The sequence below is a fragment of the Blautia wexlerae DSM 19850 genome (genome assembly GCF_025148125.1).
Lineage (GTDB): Bacteria > Bacillota > Clostridia > Lachnospirales > Lachnospiraceae > Blautia_A > Blautia_A wexlerae.
Genome location: NZ_CP102267.1, coordinates 4,372,272 through 4,391,180 on the forward strand (window position 1 = coordinate 4,372,272; position 18,909 = coordinate 4,391,180).

The window sequence follows — 18,909 nt, forward strand, 5'->3', positions numbered from 1 at the left end:
GTGCAAATCCTCCAAGGTGCAATCAAACTTAATCCTGCCTAAGACTATTGTAAGGCAAAAAGAGAAGTGAAAAAAGTAGTGGAGTCAGTATCCTATTTTCATTATAGGCTGAGATAAGCTTTCATGATTCGTTGACAACTGAATAGACGGCATTTCCGGTACATAACCCATGTACGAGCGAATCAGGCGCGCCGCGAAGATGGACAGCCCAGAGGAGGTGATGAACAAGACTGTTCCGAGCGATCTACGCCAGCCTGAACCCTGAAAGCGGCATTTCGGGGCGCGATGACTGCATGGGGGAATAATGATACTTCCTCACGGCCTCCTAAAGACTTGGGAGGAACCCTGCGGCGCACGAGTAAAACGACGCTGCGGAGTTATGACAGCCGCGCCAGCGGAGACCGGAATGTCCCCATCGTCAGGGGTGCGTGGCAAATGTGGCGAGCATAAACCAAACTACAATACAGCAGCTACACCGATTGTCAGGTTCGCATAAACCCTCAACTTTATCGGTGCGGCTGCTTATCTTTATATGAATTGAGACAACCTGTTTCCTCATATCTTATGAAGAAGCAGGTTTTTCGACTGGAGGTGCGTCAATATGGATCAGAGGAATACCCCTACAACCTCCTACAAAGAGGTGAAAATCGGGAAAACCATTTACCGTGTGACCAGCTTTTTTTCGGGTGAAAAGGAGCTGGGAAAGACTTTGGAGCAGCTGGCCGTCCGGCGCGCCATGTCGGAGGTTTCCACACCTGCCAGCTGTTCCGCACACACGGCTACATAGTCACACCATCCTCCCGGCTTTGCCGCTTCTCGCCTGCCGGCTCGGTCGGTGCTTCTAACCGCCTTCGGCGTTTAGAGGTCGCCACCGGCGACCCGCACCCTTGCGCGGCGATGGATTCTCCGTTACGATGTTCATGCAGGGAGATTCCCTGTGGAGCCATCACGCCGCACGAGGTATGGAATCTGAATTGTCGGGAGGGAAAATAAAGATGACTACAAAAACATACAACGTCGGCATCTACTGCCGTTTGAGTAACGACGATGAACGCGACGGCGAATCCGTCAGTATCGAGAACCAGAAACTGCTGCTTCAGAACTATGTACAGCAGCGGGGCTGGAATGAGGTTGATACCTATATCGACGATGGATATTCAGGTACGAATTTTGACCGTCCTGGGGTCAAACGACTAATAGAGGATGCCAAGGCCAAGCGGATCAATGTGATTCTGGTCAAGGACCTGTCCCGTTTTGGCCGTAACTACATCGAATTTGGACAGTACACAGACTACCTGTTCCCATCCCTGGGCTGTCGGTTTATCGCTCTGAACAACGGCATTGACACGGAAAGCACCAATGGCAGCACCGATGTCATGTGCTTTTTGAACTTATTTAACGAATTTTATAGCCGCGATACCAGCAAGAAAGTCAAGGCAGTTAAAAAAGCCTGCGCTGAAAACGGCAAATTCATGGGAACCTACCCCGCCTATGGCTACAAGCGGGACCCGGCGGATAAGCACCATCTGGTGATCGACGAGGACACCGCCCCGATTGTGCGCCGTATCTTTGAGATGCGGGCAGCCGGAACAGGGTTTCACGCCATCGCCGTCACGCTGAACGAAGAAGGCATCCCGTCCCCCGGTGTGCTGTACTACCAGCGCAAGGGACAGAGCGATCCGCGCCGGGTCAACCACAAATGGGCAGACCAGACGGTGAAAAACATCGTCCGCAGCGAGGTTTATATCGGCAACATGATCCAGGGAAAAACCGGAACGCTGTCGTATAAGTCTCGCAAACTCGTGGGCAAACCGGAGGAAGAATGGATTCGTGTGGAAGGGACCCATGAACCGATTATCTCACAGGAGCTGTGGGATACCGTGGTCAGCATTGACAAAAAGAAGGTACGGAAATCTTTTTCCGCTGATGGCTATAAGAGTATCTTCACCGGCCTTGTGTACTGTGCGGACTGCGGCTTCAAAATGAGAAATCAGGTGGAGCGATTCACCTATAAAGACGGAACACCGGGGCGGTACAGTTCCTTTATTTGCGGCAACTACTCCCGCAGCGGCAAGGGAGCCTGCACCATTCACACTATCTATGAAAATGTGCTGACCCAGCTGGTGTTGGAGGACATTCGGGAAAAGGCCCGTTTTGCAGAATATGACCCGGAGCAGCTGGTCCAGCAGATCATCCGCCTAAAGGATAAGGAAGCAAAAAGCCGCCTTTCCTCCTGTGAACAGGAGCTGAAAACATACACAGCGCGGCTTTCCGAGCTGGAACGGCTGATGCAGAATCTCTACGAGGATAAATGTGCCGGAACCATTCCGCAGACCGTTTTTCAAACCTTGATGCACAAATATGAAGCGGAACGGGCAAAAAAGTCCGAAGCCATCCCGGAACTGGAACACAAGGTCAAAAGCTATCTGGAAAACCGCACGGATGCGGACCGCTGGCTGACCATTATCCGCCAATACACAGAGATTACCGAGCTGGATGAATCCATTCTCTTTGAACTGGTGGACCGCATTGAGGTGGGAGAAACCAAAAAAGTGGGTGGACAGCGGATTTGTGACCTCCGTGTTTACTACCGCTATGTCGGAAATGTGGACGCGGCGCTGTCGCAGGAAGAAAGGAGGCAGCCACTTGAAGAAGCAATATAAGGTCGGCATTTACTGCCGCCTGAGCGTGGATGATGCCTCCAATTCCGCAAAGGCAAAAAACTATATACCCGGCGATGAATCTGCCAGCATAGAGAACCAGTACGAAATCCTCTCCAAATTTGTCATGCTCAACGGCTGGATGGAGGTCAAGACCTATCGGGACGATGGGTACAGCGGTGGGAATTTTCAGCGGCCCGGATTTTTGGAAATGCTGGAGGATGCCCGCCACGGCCTGATTAACCTGATTCTGGTCAAAGACCTGTCCCGCCTGGGGCGTGACTTTGTGGAGGTAGGCCGCTATACGGATGTGATTTTCCCATCCCTGGGCTGCCGGTTTGTATCTGTGCTGGATTGTCTGGACAGCGAGGGTGACAACACCGATATGCTGCACTTCCGCAGTCTGATGAACGACTATCATCTAAAGGACCTGTCGGGGAAAATCAAATCGGTGCTGTACGCCAAAAAGAAAAGCGGCCAATATCTGACCGCCTATGCTCCTTACGGATACCGCAAGAGCGACGAGGATAAACACCGGCTGGTGGTGGATGAAGAAGCCGCCGCTGTGGTGCGGGAAATCTATCAGATGCGCTGTTCCGGCATGGCCTACGGTAAGATTGCGGCGGCGCTGAACAAGAAAGGCATCCTTTCTCCCCGCTGGTATTGGGAACTGCACTACGGGAAAAAAGGCGGCTGCAAATACTCCAAACTGTGGACCTATGCCACGGTGAAAAATATTCTGAACGATACTGTTTATCTCGGCATAGTCACACAAAACCGTACCGGCTCCCGTTCCTACAAGGATAAGACCATGATACAGAAGCCGGAAACAGAATGGATTTGCCATGAGGATGTCCACGAAGCAATCATTGACCGGGAACTGTGGGAAACGGTTCAGGAAAAGAACCGGGCAGTGAAACAGCAGGTGGCAAATCATGCCGCCCCTATGCCCGCCCTGTTCACCGGCAAACTGGTCTGTGCCGATTGTGGGCATCCTCTGGCAGCCACCCGCGAGACCCAGCGCAGAAAAAACGGGACATCCAAGCGATATGTTTCCTATATCTGCTCCCACTTTGCCACCACCGGACGCAGTGCCTGTTCCTGGCATCGGATTTATGAAATCTCGCTGAAAACGCTGGTGCTGAATGAAATCAGGGCGCACAGTCAAGCAATAGCGCAGGATGAAAATGCTGTGCTGGACAAGCTGAGACAGCAGATACTTTCCGAAAGCACAGCCAGGCAAGAGGATTCCAAACTGGAAATCAGCCGGTTGCGGCGGCGTATCGGAGAGCTGGAACACATGACCGCCAAACTTTACGAGGATAAGGTCAGCGGCATAATCAATAACGATACCTTTGCGGTCCTGATTCAGAAAAGTGAACAGGAACGCATCCAAAAGGCAGAGCGTCTGGAGGTTCTTCTGGCAGAGGAACGAAAAGCCCAGCAAGAGGTTGAAAATATCCGACAATGGGCAAGCATCGTCTGCCGCTATCTGGATGTGCAGGAGCTTGACCGGGAAATCGTTGAGGAACTGATTGACCATATCGAGATCGGAGAACGCTCCGTCATAGACGGCCAGCGCCATCAGGACATTAAAATCTTTTACCGCTTTGTTGGTGTGGTATAATGAGAAAAAGAAAAGACCCGGCTGCATCCGCAGTCCGGGCATACACCTGACAACATTCTATAAAAACGGTTTGCGATTGAACCGCATCGCTTTGTCGAAAAAGAGTGATTCAGCAGAACACCCTTCCCAAACAGCTTATGTTCTTCATGATATTCAGAAAAGGGGCAAACTCACTGGTTTCTTGACGGTCACTGTCAATACCATTATTGATTGCTATAAATCGAACTTCCTTTTCTCTAAACAGAATGTCAGTGAAAAAACCTACTTGCAGATGATCTCTGCCGATTCTGGACATATCTTTGCAGATACAGGCAGTGATTTCTCCGTTTTTAACACCTTCAACAAGTCTGTTCCATGAAGGTCTGTCAAAAGTCGCTCCACTCCAACCATCATCGGTAAAATGAACAAGATTCGTAAAACCATGTTTCATAGCATAATCTTCAAGCATTTGCTTTTGATGAACTATACTGTTACTCTCTCCAGCATTATCATCATCACGAGACAGTCTTTCATACAAAGCAGTAATGCCATTGCTTCTATCTTTTTTTCTTCTCATGCTGAACTCCTTTCTTCAATTCCTATCCACTCCTTACGCTCACAAAATATCACATCCGTATAGTGTTTCGGCGGTGAAGTTTTCCCTTCACGGAGACTTGCTGATACAGCTTCAAAAGTCTGTCCTTCCTGCAGCACAGGGAGAGCGACAGCTTCATTTTCTTTGTGTTCCGTTTCACTCTGCCTGATACTCATACGGTGAATCCGTTCCACCTCTTTCCAGCCGGACTGTAAAATAGTCTTTCCTTTTGCCGTAAAAGTATATCCCTGGCAGTCCAATATAGCGGTGACCGCTTCAAATCGGTGTACCTGCGTTGTGGCACAAAGCAGTCTGACGACAAGCAGGGTAAGCACATCCCGCTCCCCGGAAGGAAGCTCTGACAGGTCTGTCCGTGCGATTTCCACAGTTGGGATAATGGCATGGTGGTCAGTCACTTTGCTGTCATCTGTTACCCGGTCAATGTCCGGCTCTCCGGCGTAGCCTTTTCCAAAGGTCATATTGTCACGCAGCCACAGGATCAGGGAAGCGGCGGTTGCCTGCATGTCCTTCGTCAAATACTGGCTGTCCGTTCTCGGATAGGTTGCCAGCTTCTTTTCATAGAGAGATTGCACATAATCAAGGGTCTGTTGAGCCGTATAGCCATAAATACGGTTACATTCCCTTTGCAGAGTTGTAAGGTCATAAAGGCGGGGAGGCTGTATAGTTTTTACCTGCTTTTCCACAGAACGCACAAAAGCGGAGTTGTGGTCACAGTCCATACGGATTTTTTCAGCCTCGGATCGTTCCGTCATTTTTTCGCCGGAAGCAGTAAAACCTCCGCAGGTGATTTCCGGCACATAAAAAGGCTTACTGATGAAGGATTCAATATCCGACTCACGCTGTACCAAAAGTGCCAGTGTCGGTGACATAACACGGCCGACATTTAGGGTGACACCATACAGGACAGAAAAAAGCCGGGTGGCATTGATCCCGATCAGCCAGTCGGCTCCTGCCCGGCAGACCGCCGCATCATAGAGCTTATCGTAATCACTGCCGGGGTGGAGATGGTCAAAGCCCTCACGGATCGCCGCATCCTCCATACTGGAAATCCAAAGGCGCTCCATAGGCTTTTTACATCCGGCATATTCATAGACCAGACGGAAGATCAGTTCTCCTTCTCGTCCGGCATCCGTAGCGCATACCACGGAATCCACCCGTTTGTCCTTCATCAATCGGCACAAAAGGGCAAGCTGCGTTTTCTTATCCTTTGGCACTTCATATTTCCAGTTTTCCGGTAGGATCGGAAGATCCTCATACCGCCATTTGGCGTACTGTTCTTTGTAAGCCTCCGGCTGTGCCAGTTCCAAAAGATGTCCCACGCACCAGCTCACCAGATAGCCGGAACCCTCGAGATAACCGTCTTTTCTTTCCGTTGCGCCTAATACTGCTGCCAGTGACATAGCAACAGAGGGCTTTTCTGCAATCACAAGTTTCATATTTTTGTAACCTCCATTTCTTACAGACTTACTTCACTGCGGTGGGGCTGCTTTGGTGCTGTGTGATCTGCCTGCTGAATCTGTGCTTTTTTATCCGAGAGCCGTCCTAAAACGCTTTTTTCCTGTCCACGCTGCAGCAGCTTTGCCTCACGGTCATAATACTGGACCTTATCCGAAAGGCGGTCCTCCGGGGCTACCTGGGTAGCATTGACCTCTCGTACCATAGCTTCCAATTCGGAAAGCTGCATGGAACCATTATCCGGCAAAATCAGCAGCTCGTGGATTGATGACGGAAGGACATAAAAATTGGTACCGAGTAATTCAGCGACTTTTTCCAGAACGCCGTCCTGCACCGATACAGATGCACCGTTTAATTTTTCCTGATTTGTCAAGATATAAATGGGTATCATTCCTATATCCAATGGTTCTTCACGGTTAAAGAGGTTTTCAGGTTTTACAGAGAAGATACTTTCTGCCATGACTTCTTCCATGTCATAAAGGCAGACAGGACTCCTTGCGTTTGCTGCCTGCACCGCATCTTTATGAAGCTGTTCTTTTGTGATACCCCACATCTGAATCATGCTTTCAGTAATGGCAACAGAAGCAGTCCCTTCCTCATTTGCTGCAACCTGAATCCTGTAATAAGCTGCCAGATCCCCGCAGGAAGTATAAGGTTTTCCTTTCAGATATTCCTGATTTGTTTCAGGATCGCACATCTGTACCGCCAGCATAGGACGGATGGCCTCATAGTTTTCCAGAACAGAGATGTCCAGCGGAACCCGGTTGTGATTTTCCACCTGAATCTGTGCGATCTGTTTCATCGCCGCATCTAAGGACAGCCCTTGTTCCACCTGCTCGGCGAGCGCTTCCAGATAGATTGTTGGTGCAGATCGTTCTCCGGGAGAAAGAATCGTCAATCCGGTCAGCAGCCGGTCGTTGCTTTTTGTTACTTCATTGATGGAAACTACTGCGTTCTGGTATTCCATAGGCAGGTATTCCTTGATATGGCTTTTTACATATTCTACAAAATTCTGATTCAATCGTTGTCCTCCTTTTTGTCCGTCAGATTTGCGTTGTGTTTGGGTTCGGAATGTTCCGTGTTCTCTTTTCCAACCTGCATAAGACACATCAGCATAACGCCGGAAACTATCCCTCCGGCAAAGGTAAGGAAATGTAAGATCAGGTTCCACATAAGCATTCCTCCTAAAAATGGGTAAAGAAAAACGCCCACTTCAAAGTGAGCGCATCAACAGGTATCTATTTTGTTTTTGGTTTCAAGTGATCCGGCAGGACGATTTCTCCAACTGGGATTTCCCGCAGTTCCTTCTTCATCCGATGGGTAAAGCGGATCGTCTTTGCTGTACCTCCGGTTTCCCGTCCGTCATATACAGCGATCACTCGGTCGGAGTGTTCCACCATATAACGATTTCTGTGGGAGTAGACGCTTGGGAGATATTTTTCCTGTATCACAACAACATCCGCACAAGCCTCCAGCAGTTCACGGGTTCTTGTTTTCTTATTTAGGCTGTCCAGACGCTTGCGGTAAGGGATCACTGCGATCAGCTCCAGTGCCGGGGTGGTCTGCTTTCTTTCCAGCACCAGCTCCACAAAATACTGGTCTACGCCATCTGCAAAACCGCTCATAAAACAGGTGAACCCATCTGTAACAGCAGCATCGATCTCATGTGCCAAGGCTGTTTTTATTTTGTTGATCTCATTCTGCGGTAAATCCCTGTGTCCGGTAACACAGCAAGTTTTTCCTTTCATCGGTCATCCCTCCATCTGATAGGTAAAATTCTTCACTTTTCATATAGTAATAGATTTAATTTAGCAAGTCAACGATAATACCCTTTTTCCTTTTGCGGATAATAAAGGGGCGTGAGGTACAATCTATTACAGAATGGGAGGTGAAGGCGATGTATGAAGATTTTGTCCCGGAACGATTAGCGAAGCTGCGGACACAAAAAGGAGTTTCCGCACGTGATATGTCTTTATCGTTAGGTCAGGCAAACAACTACATCAATAATATTGAGAATAAAAAGTCACTTCCCGCTATGCAGTCTTTTTTCTACATCTGCGAATATCTGGGTGTGACACCGCAGGAATTCTTTGATGAAGGAAATACCTACCCGGAAACCTTAAAGGAATTCATTGCAGAGGCAAGACAGCTTGATCCTCAATCCATGCAATATATCCTCGGTATTATGAAAGAACTCAATAGCAGAAAGTAAGCGGTCACGGTAATGGCCGCTTTTTTCGTGACTTTCTTTATTATATTTTATAATGTTCTCGAAATGTCCGCTCCCTATACCGATAAGTATTCAAAAACTGTTCTCCAAACAGCCTTTTTCTATTCGCCGGTACTGCCAAAGCTGCCGGTTCCTCGTTCTGTTCCCAGATCGGTTACAAAATCCGCAATGACGATCGGCGTGATCACAAGCTGCCCGATACGGGCTCCCTTAAAAAGAGACTGCGCCTGATTGCTTACATTGCTGATGATCGCATGGATCTCTCCACGGTAGCCGGAATCCACAGGCGGCAGTTCACAGACCAGACCTTTTACCGCCATGCTGGTACGGGGAAAGATATATCCCGCATATCCATCCGGTATTTCCAGTCCAAAACCCAAAGGAATTTTGGCGATTTCTCCGGGCTGTAAGGTACAGTCATAGGGCAGATAAACATCCGCTCCGGCATCATTGCCATGCGGACGGTAAGGACGCTGGTGCTCCGGTACGCCAAAGTCGATCAGTTTTATTTTCATCGGCAGTCTCCTTCCCAAAGAGCAGGATAATCTTTTTCCAAAATATCCTCTGGCGTCATATTTGCCTGCAGTTTTCGTCCGCAGGTCATTTTCCCTTCCAGACATCGATCCATCTGACAAAAAGGCCCGGTCAGTGATGGGGCAAACAAAGTAGGGCTTAGTTCATAAAGTTCTTTCCAGACCTTTAGCAGCACGATCCTTGTTTCATCTGTATTTCTCCGGCATACCCGCTGGCTGATGATATGTTTCCACTGATAAGGGGTGGCGCTGATGAGCAGTACATTCCGCAATCCCTGGGGCGTGGCATAGCCGGCCGCATCGTGCCCGCTTCCGGCAGTGCACAGGGCTTCATAACATTTCATGCTTTCATTACAGCTTTTTAAGTACAGTTCCCGTACCACTGCCGGAGCCGTCATAATAGAATACGGGACAGCGAAATCCGCCTGTCCCGTATAGTTGCTGTACTGCAGCGATGCGCTCATAAATTTTACTTCGTTCTGGTGGCGGGTGATCTGCGCCAGAAAACGCCTGCTGGCGCCGACAATGGCTACCGTGATCACCGCAAATTTCTGGATGGTAGGATGGGGAAGCGCCCCCATAGCTGCTACTGTCTGAACGCTGAATGATTTTTCGTAGAGCTCCATCAGGTCGTCCATTGAGGCAATCTTATGTCCCTGCTGGGTAAGCCTTGCCGCAAAGACCATGTTTTTTTCTGCTTCCGCTACCGCCTGGCAGTTCAAAATTTTTACTTCAATCTGTTTAATTGGTATGTCCCTCCTTTACAATCGCTTTCAGTAAGAACAGATAGTTAAGACTGTCTGTGATCTTTTCGTCCCATGTGTCCATCGGATAAACCACTTCTTCGGCAAAGCACATATCGTATAGAGAAACAATATGCTTTGCCAGCATACCGGCAAGGGCACGCTGGGGCGTTGTGTGCTGTAAAGCTGCCGCTGCCTTAAATGCACCCAGCCGGTCCGGGTCATCCCCGGTGTATTCTTTGGTTTTCCGTTTCAAGGTATCAGCACAGAGCCGCACCTGTTCGTCAAAAACGGCATTGACTTCATTTTGCGTAATATAGCATCCCTCCTTTGAAAACAAGAAACCGGCTATTCTAAAGCATCTTAGAATAGCCGGCAAATAAATGGATATGTAATTGTTTATAGTGTATTGATCTCTTTTTCCAGTTCCTGGACCGCTGCTATGACTGTCTCAAATGTCGGAACATCCCCATACAACATATCCTGCATAGAGTTATAGTCCGCTTCCAATGCTGCAAACCGATATTCCGGCGGGAGTAATTTTAATGTGCCCGGCACAGCCTCCGGGTACTTCGCCCATGATCTGGGATAGAATTTCATTTTGAAATCTACAACTTTCTTCAGGAGGTCAAGCCTGGAAAAAGCAGCTTCTTTAACCGGTGTTGCAGCCATGCGGTAGAGATCATAATAATGTCTGGAATACCGCTGCGGCATTTCCAAATGTTCCGGTCTGTTCGCTTCATGGTGCAGGATTGTGGCTTTTTCCCAGAAGGTCCGTTCCGGGGCAACGGTAAGGATTGCAGTTTCTTTTTGCTCAAAAATCTTCGGATAATATTTTGCCGCGTAAGGTTCGATCTGCGCTGTTTTTGCAGGAGTCCACGCTGCCAGCGCACCAATCTCTAAACGGATCACCTGTAAGGTCGCCGTATTTGTAAAAAGGTGCGGATAGGCGAAAATGACCGTCTGTTTATCCTTTTCATCTATGTAGACATTTGCTTCACAACCGATTTCCTGGGATAAGCCGGCTTTGACTGCCGGGCAGAATGTTTCGGACAGAAATACCTCCGCACGCGCATTGGCTTCTTTGTTAAAAGCATCCTGTTTTGTATTGGAACGTTTCTCCCATGGTTCATCTTTGCCATATCCCAATACACGCCAGTCCAGAATCAAATCAATATCTTCTGAAAACCGGCTGATCAGGTGAAAGGCTTTTGAAAGGCTGGTACCTCCCTTAAAGGTGATGGACTCTTTCCATGGTGAGCGGTGAAATAAATAATCCAGCGTAAAACATACCCAAAAGTCTTTTTCTACGATGGCATCATTCAGTCCCATTTTATCTGCTGTATTTCTGAACAGCTCCCTGCGGTCGTTATCTGAAAGTCTTGCTATATTTCTCATTGTACCTTTTCACCTCCACAAATCTGTCGTATCGTATCGTAAACCCAATCCGTAGACTCTGTTGCTTCCTTCAAACAAGCCTGTTTATCCTTGTCTGTCAGTTTTTCGGAAAGCATCTGTATGACTTCTGGCGTAACATTCGATTTGCCAAGCGTTTTTAATGCCTGTATAACCAAACTTGTCATATAGGACAATCCGGTAATCTCCTTATTGGTTCGGTGCTTAAATTCCAGCTTTGTAGAGTTCCACTCGTAGGTCTTATATGGACCATCGCTGATATAGGACCATACTGCTGTTACCTGTGTTGAAAGACCTAACAGGTTCAATGCTGTATTCCCACATGGGGCAATCGTCCAGTGATAACTTCGTGCCAATGCGTTCGCCACCGCTTCCGGGTCTGCCGCCACATATTCATCCAGAAGTTTGCTATATTTTGGTTTTTCATAAACACCTTTCAAAATGCGGCGAAGCATACCTGCCTGTGTAAGCCGGTTTAAGTTCCGTCTTATGGTTTCCGTATCGGCAATATCCGCAAAATCAGAACTGATGAAAATAGTTCCTTCCGCCGCTGCTTTTATCTGCTCCTGAATCTGTTTGGAATAGCCATTTGCCATATTGCTCCCCTCCTTTTGTCCCGAATATTATATATTATTCGGGACAAATTTTCAATAGGCTTCAAGAGTTTTAGCAATAGTATTCCACATAGAACAGAATTTATACATCAGTTTCAAATTTTATATCAGGAGATAGGAACTATCGTATTCTTATTTTGTCCCGAATATTGTGTATTATTCGGGACATTTTAAGCACTCGGCAGGTAGATCCAGTCGTGCATCAGGCACACGCTGGGTTCGTCCTCCCTTGGAACCAGACGGTAGGTACATTCCCCATAGACCGTGCGTTTGTCCTCGATCTCCATGCCATAGGCTTTATAAAAGCGGTATTCCAGATTGGAGATGATACAGCGCAGGGTTTGCAGAGCCTCCCTCTGAGCTGATACGATCAGGTCACGGTCAATGCTGCGCTTCAAAAACAGCAACGACTTGTAAAGCTGTACCTCTGTGCGGTAAGGGCGGCAGTCTTTCGTTTCCAGCCATCCGCAAAAAGCGACCGGTCCGCTCTGGATCACACTGCGGTCCGGGTGATAATACTCGTAGCAGTCCAGGTTTGCCGTATTCAGAAGATAGAGCATTTCCCGGACTTCATTTTCCGGCATGTCGTAAAACCGCAAAAGTGAGCGGTAAAGATGGACATAGCCGGGAATGGAAATAATGGTATTTACCATAAAATAAAATCCTCCTTGTAAACAGCAAGTGCGGGAGCTTTTGCCCCCGCACCGTCTAAAATCTATATTTCGTTATCTACTTTCACGAGTTTTCCCATGACAAGGAAGCGTCCTGTGCCGCCCGGCGTACAGGTAGAAAGGGTCAGTACCTTATCGCTGCAGGTCACAGTCACATCACTTTCCACCGCAGAACGTTCCTTCATAGCTGTAAGCCAGGTAGTATAAGCACCGTCATCCTTCCAGGAAAGCTGCCAGGGAGAAGTTTCACTGCCGGATTCTTCCGGCTTTGCTGCAAAAGCCGCAAAGATCTCCATGACATAACCACCCTTCGGAGTAACGAGATACATCTGCCTGTGAGCATCAAAGTAACTTTGTTCATCGTACCGGTTCAGCAGCGCAAACATGGAACCATCCCGCATATTATGACCATAAATGATCGTATTGCGGTCTGAAAAATCTGCCCGGTTTTCATAATCGGCAAACAGGCAGCCAACCTTGTTATAGGTTCCGTCATAAAGATGGTTCAGGTAATATTCGTTGTTGTCGGTCTGCGTTACCGGATAATTGAGCACCGTATCAGGAAGGGAAAGCCATCCGATGATGTCCGGTCCATTTTCACGGAGCGTTTCAAAGTCTACCGAAGGCAGGACAATATCGGTATCGTCCCGTTTTGGTTCTGTCGGATCGGGTGCCGACTCCGGGGAAGCTGTCTGCTCCGGTACTTCCACATATCCGGCAAGATCTCGATAGGCATCTTTACTCTCAGCATACTGGTTCAAGTCACGGAACACCAAAAAACCGCTGCCAAGAGCCACCAGAACGCAGAGTGAAAGGACAGAAACCCCGACAGCCGTTCTTTTCAGGGAAGTCCTGCTGTATTTTCCCTTTTTGAAATAATACACAGCAAATACGCTGCCGCCGATCAGTGCGGCTGCCAGCAGTCCGCCATACAGGAAAATATACGGATCATCCCCGGTCTGCGGTACCGGCTTTTGAGGGGTGGAAGGATTGGAGGGAACAGAAGGCTTTTCCGGGTTCTTTGGGTTCTTTGGGTTATCCGGCTTTTCCGGTTTTTCATTAAAGAACTGGACTGTAGATGTCTGATCTGCCTTGATCTCCACCGTAGCGGCATCAGGAATGATGTAATCCTTGCTTGCCCGGTTTGCAACTTCTGTTACGGTATAAATACCGACACGAAGGCCCTTAACTTCAATCACGCCGGATTTTGGAGTGGTGAATGTCTCGCAGTAGGAGCCGTCCGCACTCTTAACCTCGATGGCAAAACCATCTTTGCGCCCGTCGCTGGAATTCTTTGTGATCTTTAAGTTGCCGCGGTAAGCCTCATTGGTAAATCCGTGCCCGGCTTCTCCATTTTCCACAACTGCGACCTGTCCATCTTCTGTGATGGAAAAATAGTAAGCGTTTGAGTCAGGCTGATAGCCCTCCGGCGCTTTGCTTTCTTTGATAAAGTAGCCGCCAGCCAGAAGGTTTTCCGCCGTATGATAGCCTGCATCGGTTTCTTTCAGCGTACCGATCTTTTGATCGTCAGGATCATATTCCTGGTTGGCGTTGGAATCCGCATACAGGTCAAACACTGCACCGGACAGGAAGCGCAGGAAAGAATTCTTGTCTTTCTTATCCTCCTTTTCCACAGGGGAAGGTTCCTCCACAGCTTCGGTTTTGGTTACCTGAACACTGCCGCGGATCAGGGTGTTTTCCACACGGATCTCGATATGCTGTCCGTCTGCACCGATATATACATGGTGCTGCTGCGGGCTTACCGTATAAAGGTCAGGGGCAGAGATCTCCTTGACGATCCAGTGTCCGTAAGGAATGTTCTCAAAGGAAAAACTGCCGTCTTTTCCGGTAATAGCAGTAAGCAGCGCATTTTCTTCAGTAAATTCTTCGGTATCAGGTCTAAACAGACCCATGAGCGCACCGGCAAGCGTGACATCCTCGCCGCCTTCCGGGTTTTCCCCGACTTTTACACCGTCTACACGCCCACGGAGAAGTTCATTGGAAACAGCCTCGCCTTCATTGACAAGGATCTGTACCAGGGCGGTTTCCTGACCAGCATACTCAAAGACAACCGGATATTCCTGATCCGAAAGGATATAGGCGCCGTTGGTTGTGCGTTCCTTGACATAATAGCTGCCAAAAGGCAGGTCGGAAGCGAAGGAAGCGCTGTAACCGCCGGATTCCACAGACGAAACAGAGACCACTTCCAGAAGTCCACCTGCCGGGATCACGCTGCCATCTGTCGCCGTCAGGTCTGCGGAAGCATAAAGTCCAAAGGAAATATCCTTATATTCCTCGTTCATGCCAAGACCGAACAGGTCATCGGTCTCCATTGCCTTGAAAAGTGTGACATCCACTTTCTGGCGTTCGTCATAAAGACCGGCCGCTGTCTGTGTAACCTCTACGGTCTCACCCGCATAGGTCAGTTCCACATATTCCGGTTGAGGATTCAGCACACAGCCGGAAGGAGCCTGACGTTCCTCCAGCCGGTAACGGCCGAGATAAAGGGGCCCGCTTTTTGCTGAACCGTCCTCGCCGGTCGTAAGTGTTTCCACAACCGTATCTTTTGCTGCCCGCAAGGTACCGTCACCGGTATAAATATCTTCATCTGCGATCACATCATAGACCGCTCCGGGAAGTCCGGCAACCTCATATACCGGTTGGTACAGTCCGTCGTTTTCCTGGACAGAAGCAAATACTTCTCCGGTCTTTGTGATGGTAAGCTGGCCTTTCTGCGGCATATTGTACTGCGTGACCGTCACAACCGCCTCGCTGCCGTCAATGGTAAACGGTACCGGCTGGTCGGAAAGCACATAGCCGTAAGGAGCAGCTACCTCATAAAGTTCATAATCCCCGGCGGCCAAAGGCTCCGGCAGCATCAGCCAGCCCTCGTCAGAAACATAGAAGGTATCCAGTGTTTCCGGGTTCGGATAGTAGACGGTCTGGGTGATAAATTCCCCGGTGGAAAGATCCTTGATCTGAAAACCGGTTCCGGTCACAGGGATAATCTTTCCGGTCTCTGCGTCACATTTTTCAACTTTCAGACGGGCTGTGATGGTGCGGTTGTTCAGGATATAGCTGTAAGTCTTTCCGTCAGAGGAAATGAATACCGTAAAGTCCGGGACAAAGGCTTTGCCTTCCTCGCCTGCGATTTGATGGACCGTATAATGCCCATACGGAAGCGGTTTACTGGAAGCAAAACCATCCGCATCCGTGGTAAGAAGGTCGCGTTCACTTTCCTTTGCCGCGTCATAGCTTCCGGCTGCCTTTAAGTAAATTTCAAAGACTGCGCCTGCTTCCGGGCGTTCGATGATACCGGCATTGGGATCGTCGGTATTTTCGCCCTCAGGCACATCCGGGTCCAGGTCATCGGTGTGCTTGACAAGCTGGATATTTCCGTAAATAACCGTTTCCGTCACCTGATTTTCTGTGGTATTGAGTTCCACTTCATACAGGGAAGGGGATGCACCCACTTCATAAACGGTTTCATTCAGAAGATACCCGGTGCTCGGTTCGATCTCCCGGATCGTCCAGCTATCCCCGCACACATAATAGCGAGTCATAAAGCTGCCATCCGGCCCGGTAGTATAAGTGTCGATCAGTTCGCCATCACGGAAGATCCCATAGGTCGCCCCTGCAAGCGTGGCGTCCCCCTGGGCATTTCCGGTATCAGCGTCGCTCTTTACCACATGGACGCGGAACTTCTTCAGGATATTGCTGAAATGTACCGAAGAAGTCTGCCCGCTTTCAATGGTCACGTACTGTGCGGAAGGGGTCACATAGCGATCCACCGGAAGTTCTTTTACCAGATAGGTTCCCGGCAGGAGCTTCTTTTCAATCTGGCCGTTTTCTCCGGTCGTAACTTCCTCATTGACTTCATTTCCCAAAATGTCCGTACCGGAGATATGGAAGGTGATACCGGAAACAATGCCGTCCTCACTGGTCTTGACAAGTTTTGCGGTACCGTAAGTTTCCGTTTTGATCTTTACAAAGAAGGAAACCGGATCGCTGGCGCCGGTCATCATGGTCTGGTAGCCTGGTCTGCCCCAGATCAGCATGTCGTTTGCCACCGGGATATTCTTTCGGAATTCAAACAGCACCGGGTCCATCATCATCTGCCTGCTGGTAAAGGTGTATTCATTTCCGTTTCTTGTCACAGAAACGCCGCTGCCTTTCAAAGCCTCCAGATCGATCTTCAAGTTGTTGGTATCTGTGACCGTCAGGGTATAGACCTTTTTTTCTACATCCCATTTCAGTTCCAGTTCCGGTGCTTCGCTTTTCTTAGAAGAAGTAAAGGAAGGTACTGTGGAATGGGAAGCGACCTGTGCAAGAATCCAGTCATAGGCTTTTTCTGCCGGTCGTCCGGCGATCACGCTGAAATACTGGTCGGCGTCTGCGTGGCCGTTTCCGTGGCGGCTGTACGGATCGCTTCTAAGTTGCTGCTGGTATTCCCAAAGGATGATCTGGGTTGCCATCTTATAGTCATCCTCGTTGATTCCGGAAACAGGGAGCGCCGCACCGGGTTTCCAGCCATAGATCGCAGTCAGGGTGATCCCCCTCCTTGCCTCGGCAGGAAGCAGGTTCAGGTATTGGCTGTTGGTCCCGCTTTCCGAAACATAGGTATTTTCCGAAGTATGGTAAGGAATCCCGCTCTCCACACAGTAAACCTGGTGGCTGATCCCGTCAGAATCCGTCAGCATATAGTGCCGGTAAGCATTGCCCCCGGAACTGGTGTGTACATCGATGGTTCCGTCTGCATGGTAGGCAAGATAGGTGTAAGGCGCCGGGGCACGGTAGTGGTTCCCATCAGAGCCCACATACTGGTCGCCCAGCCAGGAGCTTGCCGTCTGTCCGACAGACATGGCAAAAGCCTGAGCCGGAAGAAGCCCCAAAATGCTTGCCATACAAAGCAAAAACGCCAACAGCCTGCGAAAGCCGCGGCGTCTGGTTATGATATGTTCCATGAAAAAATCCTCACTTTCATAAAATCTAAAAGGACAGCCTTATTTGCTGTCCTTGTCGTCAAAATCATCCTCGGAAAGATATTCCGGTTCCCCGTATGCCTCATCCGGGTCAAAGCCTTCGCCATAACCGTCATCCTCAAATTCCGCATCGTCCTCGGCCTGCTGTTTCGGACGCACGATTTTTACATAGTAACCGATCCCGCCGACCGCAAGTAAGGCAGCAAGGATAAACAGGATCGTGCCGACGCTGCCGGTTTCTTTCTTCGGCTTTTCCGGTTCTGCCGGTTTTTCAGTTTCCGCCGGCTTTTCTTTTCCTTTGCAGCCATTTAAGTCATTTTTGCAGACCGGACAGCCGGTATTAACCTTTCCTGCCTCACATTTTTCTGTGCAGTTGCAGCTTTCTTCCTGGGGAATCATGCTCATGCTGCCATTGTTCTTTTCTGCAAGCGCCATCAGGTCGGACTCTGTGACGCCGTTTAAGAAGTAGACATTGTTATCTTCCCGTTTCCCGTCGATCACCAGATAAAAGACATTGCCCGCGTCCGTAGTGATGGTGTAAAACTGCTTTTCCCCATCCGTACCGCTGATGTTGTCCTGTACCGTTCCGGTGCCTTCCGGGGTAAATGCACCTTCCGGGATCGCAGAAGTATTTTCCTGCTGTCCGGTACTGTTATCTGAACCGGAAGAATTTCCGCCGCCGGAAGGGGTTGCAGCGTTTGAGCCGGAAGGTTTTTCTTCCTTAGGCGGTTTTGTCTGTGTACCGGACGGACTCTGGGGTGCTGCCGTAGCAGGTTTCTTTTCAGGAGCCGGTTCTTTGTAATACGGATTATCCAGCTTTACCACATCAGAACGGTTGCCGGCATAATCTTTTGCGTATATGCTTACCTGTTTTTCTGTTCCTGCATAATCTTTTAGTGCAACCGACGCTTTCCCATCGGTGAGGGAGTTGATACGGTTTTCATCAACAAAGACCGCCTCCACGCCGGATAGATCGTCACTGCTTTCTATTTTCAGGGCATCGCCCTCTAGGGAAGCAGTCAGCGTTGGCGGTGTGGTGTCTTTGGAACCGCCGGCATGAGCCGTTACAGGTAATGCGCTGACACTTACAAGAAGCGTAAGCGCCAACAGCAGGGAAAGTTTTTTAAGCCTCATGCACATCCTCCTTCTCCTGCGGCAAAACAGTTTCCGAAGGGGCTGCCTGCTGTGATTTCAAAAAATCCGCAAGCTGCTGGGGCGTTAGTTTGAAACTGCGCGCCACCGCCACATAATCGGTATTTTCCAGCTCCGTTTTCTGTTCCTCCAGCTTATGGAGCTTTGCCTGCATTTCCGCAATCTTTGTTTTGGTCTTTTCAATTTCCTTTTCCAGTTTTTCAATTTTAGGATTCAATTTATTACCTCCAA

The 18,909-nt window shown here is 49.1% G+C and carries 16 protein-coding genes and 2 pseudogenes; 4 read left to right on the forward strand and 14 right to left on the reverse strand.

The features are described 5' to 3' along the window. The first annotated feature begins 601 nt into the window (after window positions 1-601). The 3 genes from NQ550_RS20340 (at window position 602) to NQ550_RS20350 (ending at window position 4,287) form a co-directional block, all read left to right on the forward strand. Window positions 602-787: a hypothetical protein gene (locus NQ550_RS20340; protein ID WP_025577917.1), complete on the forward strand. Its 186-nt coding sequence runs from the start codon at window positions 602-604 to the stop codon at window positions 785-787. A gap of 208 nt (window positions 788-995) precedes the next feature. Further along, window positions 996-2,663: a recombinase family protein gene (locus NQ550_RS20345; RefSeq protein ID WP_025577918.1), complete on the forward strand. Its 1,668-nt coding sequence runs from the start codon at window positions 996-998 to the stop codon at window positions 2,661-2,663. Continuing rightward, window positions 2,647-4,287: a recombinase family protein gene (locus NQ550_RS20350; RefSeq protein WP_025577919.1), complete on the forward strand. Its 1,641-nt coding sequence runs from the start codon at window positions 2,647-2,649 to the stop codon at window positions 4,285-4,287. The genes NQ550_RS20345 and NQ550_RS20350 overlap by 17 nt, the downstream gene beginning before the upstream one ends. 145 nt (window positions 4,288-4,432) lie before the next feature. Here NQ550_RS20350 and NQ550_RS20355 read toward each other — a convergent pair. The 5 genes and pseudogenes from NQ550_RS20355 to NQ550_RS20375 all read right to left on the reverse strand — a co-directional run. Beyond that, window positions 4,433-4,843, reverse strand: a pseudogene (locus NQ550_RS20355) (recombinase family protein); the annotation flags it as partial. A gap of 53 nt (window positions 4,844-4,896) precedes the next feature. Continuing rightward, window positions 4,897-6,318: pseudogene (locus NQ550_RS20360) on the reverse strand (DNA topoisomerase); the annotation flags it as partial. A gap of 20 nt (window positions 6,319-6,338) precedes the next feature. Further along, window positions 6,339-7,358, reverse strand: coding sequence for a DUF5688 family protein (locus NQ550_RS20365; protein WP_025577923.1), 1,020 nt, complete (start codon window positions 7,356-7,358; stop codon window positions 6,339-6,341). Then, entirely contained in the window at window positions 7,355-7,510 is a 156-nt protein-coding gene (locus NQ550_RS20370) for a DUF3789 domain-containing protein (protein ID WP_081703194.1), read from the reverse strand. Before NQ550_RS20370 ends, NQ550_RS20365 begins: the two co-directional genes overlap by 4 nt. Before the next feature lie 65 nt (window positions 7,511-7,575). Further along, window positions 7,576-8,085 (reverse strand): SLOG family protein, encoded by a 510-nt coding sequence (locus NQ550_RS20375; protein WP_025577925.1) that lies wholly within the window; start codon window positions 8,083-8,085, stop codon window positions 7,576-7,578. Between the two features lie 149 nt (window positions 8,086-8,234). Between NQ550_RS20375 and NQ550_RS20380 the strand changes: the two genes are divergently transcribed. Further along, complete coding sequence (locus NQ550_RS20380; RefSeq protein WP_005361112.1) at window positions 8,235-8,549, forward strand: helix-turn-helix domain-containing protein; 315 nt, start codon at window positions 8,235-8,237, stop codon at window positions 8,547-8,549. A 119-nt stretch (window positions 8,550-8,668) separates the two neighbouring features. Here NQ550_RS20380 and NQ550_RS20385 read toward each other — a convergent pair whose 3' ends face one another. The 9 genes from NQ550_RS20385 to NQ550_RS20425 form a co-directional block, all read right to left on the reverse strand. Then, on the reverse strand, window positions 8,669-9,082 hold the full coding sequence (locus tag NQ550_RS20385) for a dUTP diphosphatase (RefSeq protein WP_005361111.1): 414 nt from the start codon (window positions 9,080-9,082) through the stop codon (window positions 8,669-8,671). Beyond that, a complete protein-coding gene (locus tag NQ550_RS20390) occupies window positions 9,079-9,786 on the reverse strand; it encodes an FAD-dependent thymidylate synthase (RefSeq protein WP_025577927.1) in 708 nt (235 codons plus the stop codon). The genes NQ550_RS20385 and NQ550_RS20390 overlap by 4 nt, the downstream gene beginning before the upstream one ends. A 55-nt stretch (window positions 9,787-9,841) precedes the next feature. After that, window positions 9,842-10,159 carry a hypothetical protein gene (locus NQ550_RS20395; protein WP_029676883.1) on the reverse strand — a complete coding sequence of 106 codons (318 nt, stop codon included), beginning with the start codon at window positions 10,157-10,159 and terminating at the stop codon, window positions 9,842-9,844. 83 nt (window positions 10,160-10,242) lie between these two features. Beyond that, window positions 10,243-11,241: a nucleotidyl transferase AbiEii/AbiGii toxin family protein gene (locus tag NQ550_RS20400; RefSeq protein ID WP_025577928.1), complete on the reverse strand. Its 999-nt coding sequence runs from the start codon at window positions 11,239-11,241 to the stop codon at window positions 10,243-10,245. Next, window positions 11,238-11,855, reverse strand: a complete 618-nt coding sequence (locus NQ550_RS20405; RefSeq protein WP_025577929.1) for a DUF6088 family protein — start codon at window positions 11,853-11,855, stop codon at window positions 11,238-11,240. Before NQ550_RS20405 ends, NQ550_RS20400 begins: the two co-directional genes overlap by 4 nt. A 188-nt stretch (window positions 11,856-12,043) precedes the next feature. Beyond that, entirely contained in the window at window positions 12,044-12,526 is a 483-nt protein-coding gene (locus NQ550_RS20410) for a hypothetical protein (protein ID WP_025577932.1), read from the reverse strand. Between the two features lie 62 nt (window positions 12,527-12,588). Then, on the reverse strand, window positions 12,589-17,508 hold the full coding sequence (srtB, locus tag NQ550_RS20415) for a class B sortase (RefSeq protein ID WP_025577934.1): 4,920 nt from the start codon (window positions 17,506-17,508) through the stop codon (window positions 12,589-12,591). 39 nt (window positions 17,509-17,547) lie between these two features. Beyond that, window positions 17,548-18,660, reverse strand: coding sequence for a DUF4366 domain-containing protein (locus tag NQ550_RS20420; RefSeq protein ID WP_025577935.1), 1,113 nt, complete (start codon window positions 18,658-18,660; stop codon window positions 17,548-17,550). Then, window positions 18,650-18,895 carry a DUF4315 family protein gene (locus NQ550_RS20425; protein WP_025577937.1) on the reverse strand — a complete coding sequence of 82 codons (246 nt, stop codon included), beginning with the start codon at window positions 18,893-18,895 and terminating at the stop codon, window positions 18,650-18,652. Before NQ550_RS20425 ends, NQ550_RS20420 begins: the two co-directional genes overlap by 11 nt. Window positions 18,896-18,909: the final 14 nt, after the last annotated feature.

What these genes read in the sequence shown, in the direction of transcription:
- NQ550_RS20400 (WP_025577928.1), bottom strand. Translation starts at nt 11,241, where the DNA reads ATGAGAAATATAGCAAGACTTTCAGATAACGACCGCAGGGAGCTGTTC.
- NQ550_RS20390 (WP_025577927.1), bottom strand. Translation starts at nt 9,786, where the DNA reads ATGGTCTTTGCGGCAAGGCTTACCCAGCAGGGACATAAGATTGCCTCA.
- NQ550_RS20340 (WP_025577917.1), top strand. Translation starts at nt 602, where the DNA reads ATGGATCAGAGGAATACCCCTACAACCTCCTACAAAGAGGTGAAAATC.
- NQ550_RS20385 (WP_005361111.1), bottom strand. Translation starts at nt 9,082, where the DNA reads ATGAAAATAAAACTGATCGACTTTGGCGTACCGGAGCACCAGCGTCCT.
- srtB (WP_025577934.1), bottom strand. Translation starts at nt 17,508, where the DNA reads ATGGAACATATCATAACCAGACGCCGCGGCTTTCGCAGGCTGTTGGCG.
- NQ550_RS20380 (WP_005361112.1), top strand. Translation starts at nt 8,235, where the DNA reads ATGTATGAAGATTTTGTCCCGGAACGATTAGCGAAGCTGCGGACACAA.
- NQ550_RS20405 (WP_025577929.1), bottom strand. Translation starts at nt 11,855, where the DNA reads ATGGCAAATGGCTATTCCAAACAGATTCAGGAGCAGATAAAAGCAGCG.
- NQ550_RS20345 (WP_025577918.1), top strand. Translation starts at nt 996, where the DNA reads ATGACTACAAAAACATACAACGTCGGCATCTACTGCCGTTTGAGTAAC.
- NQ550_RS20370 (WP_081703194.1), bottom strand. Translation starts at nt 7,510, where the DNA reads ATGTGGAACCTGATCTTACATTTCCTTACCTTTGCCGGAGGGATAGTT.
- NQ550_RS20375 (WP_025577925.1), bottom strand. Translation starts at nt 8,085, where the DNA reads ATGAAAGGAAAAACTTGCTGTGTTACCGGACACAGGGATTTACCGCAG.
- NQ550_RS20420 (WP_025577935.1), bottom strand. Translation starts at nt 18,660, where the DNA reads ATGAGGCTTAAAAAACTTTCCCTGCTGTTGGCGCTTACGCTTCTTGTA.
- NQ550_RS20410 (WP_025577932.1), bottom strand. Translation starts at nt 12,526, where the DNA reads ATGGTAAATACCATTATTTCCATTCCCGGCTATGTCCATCTTTACCGC.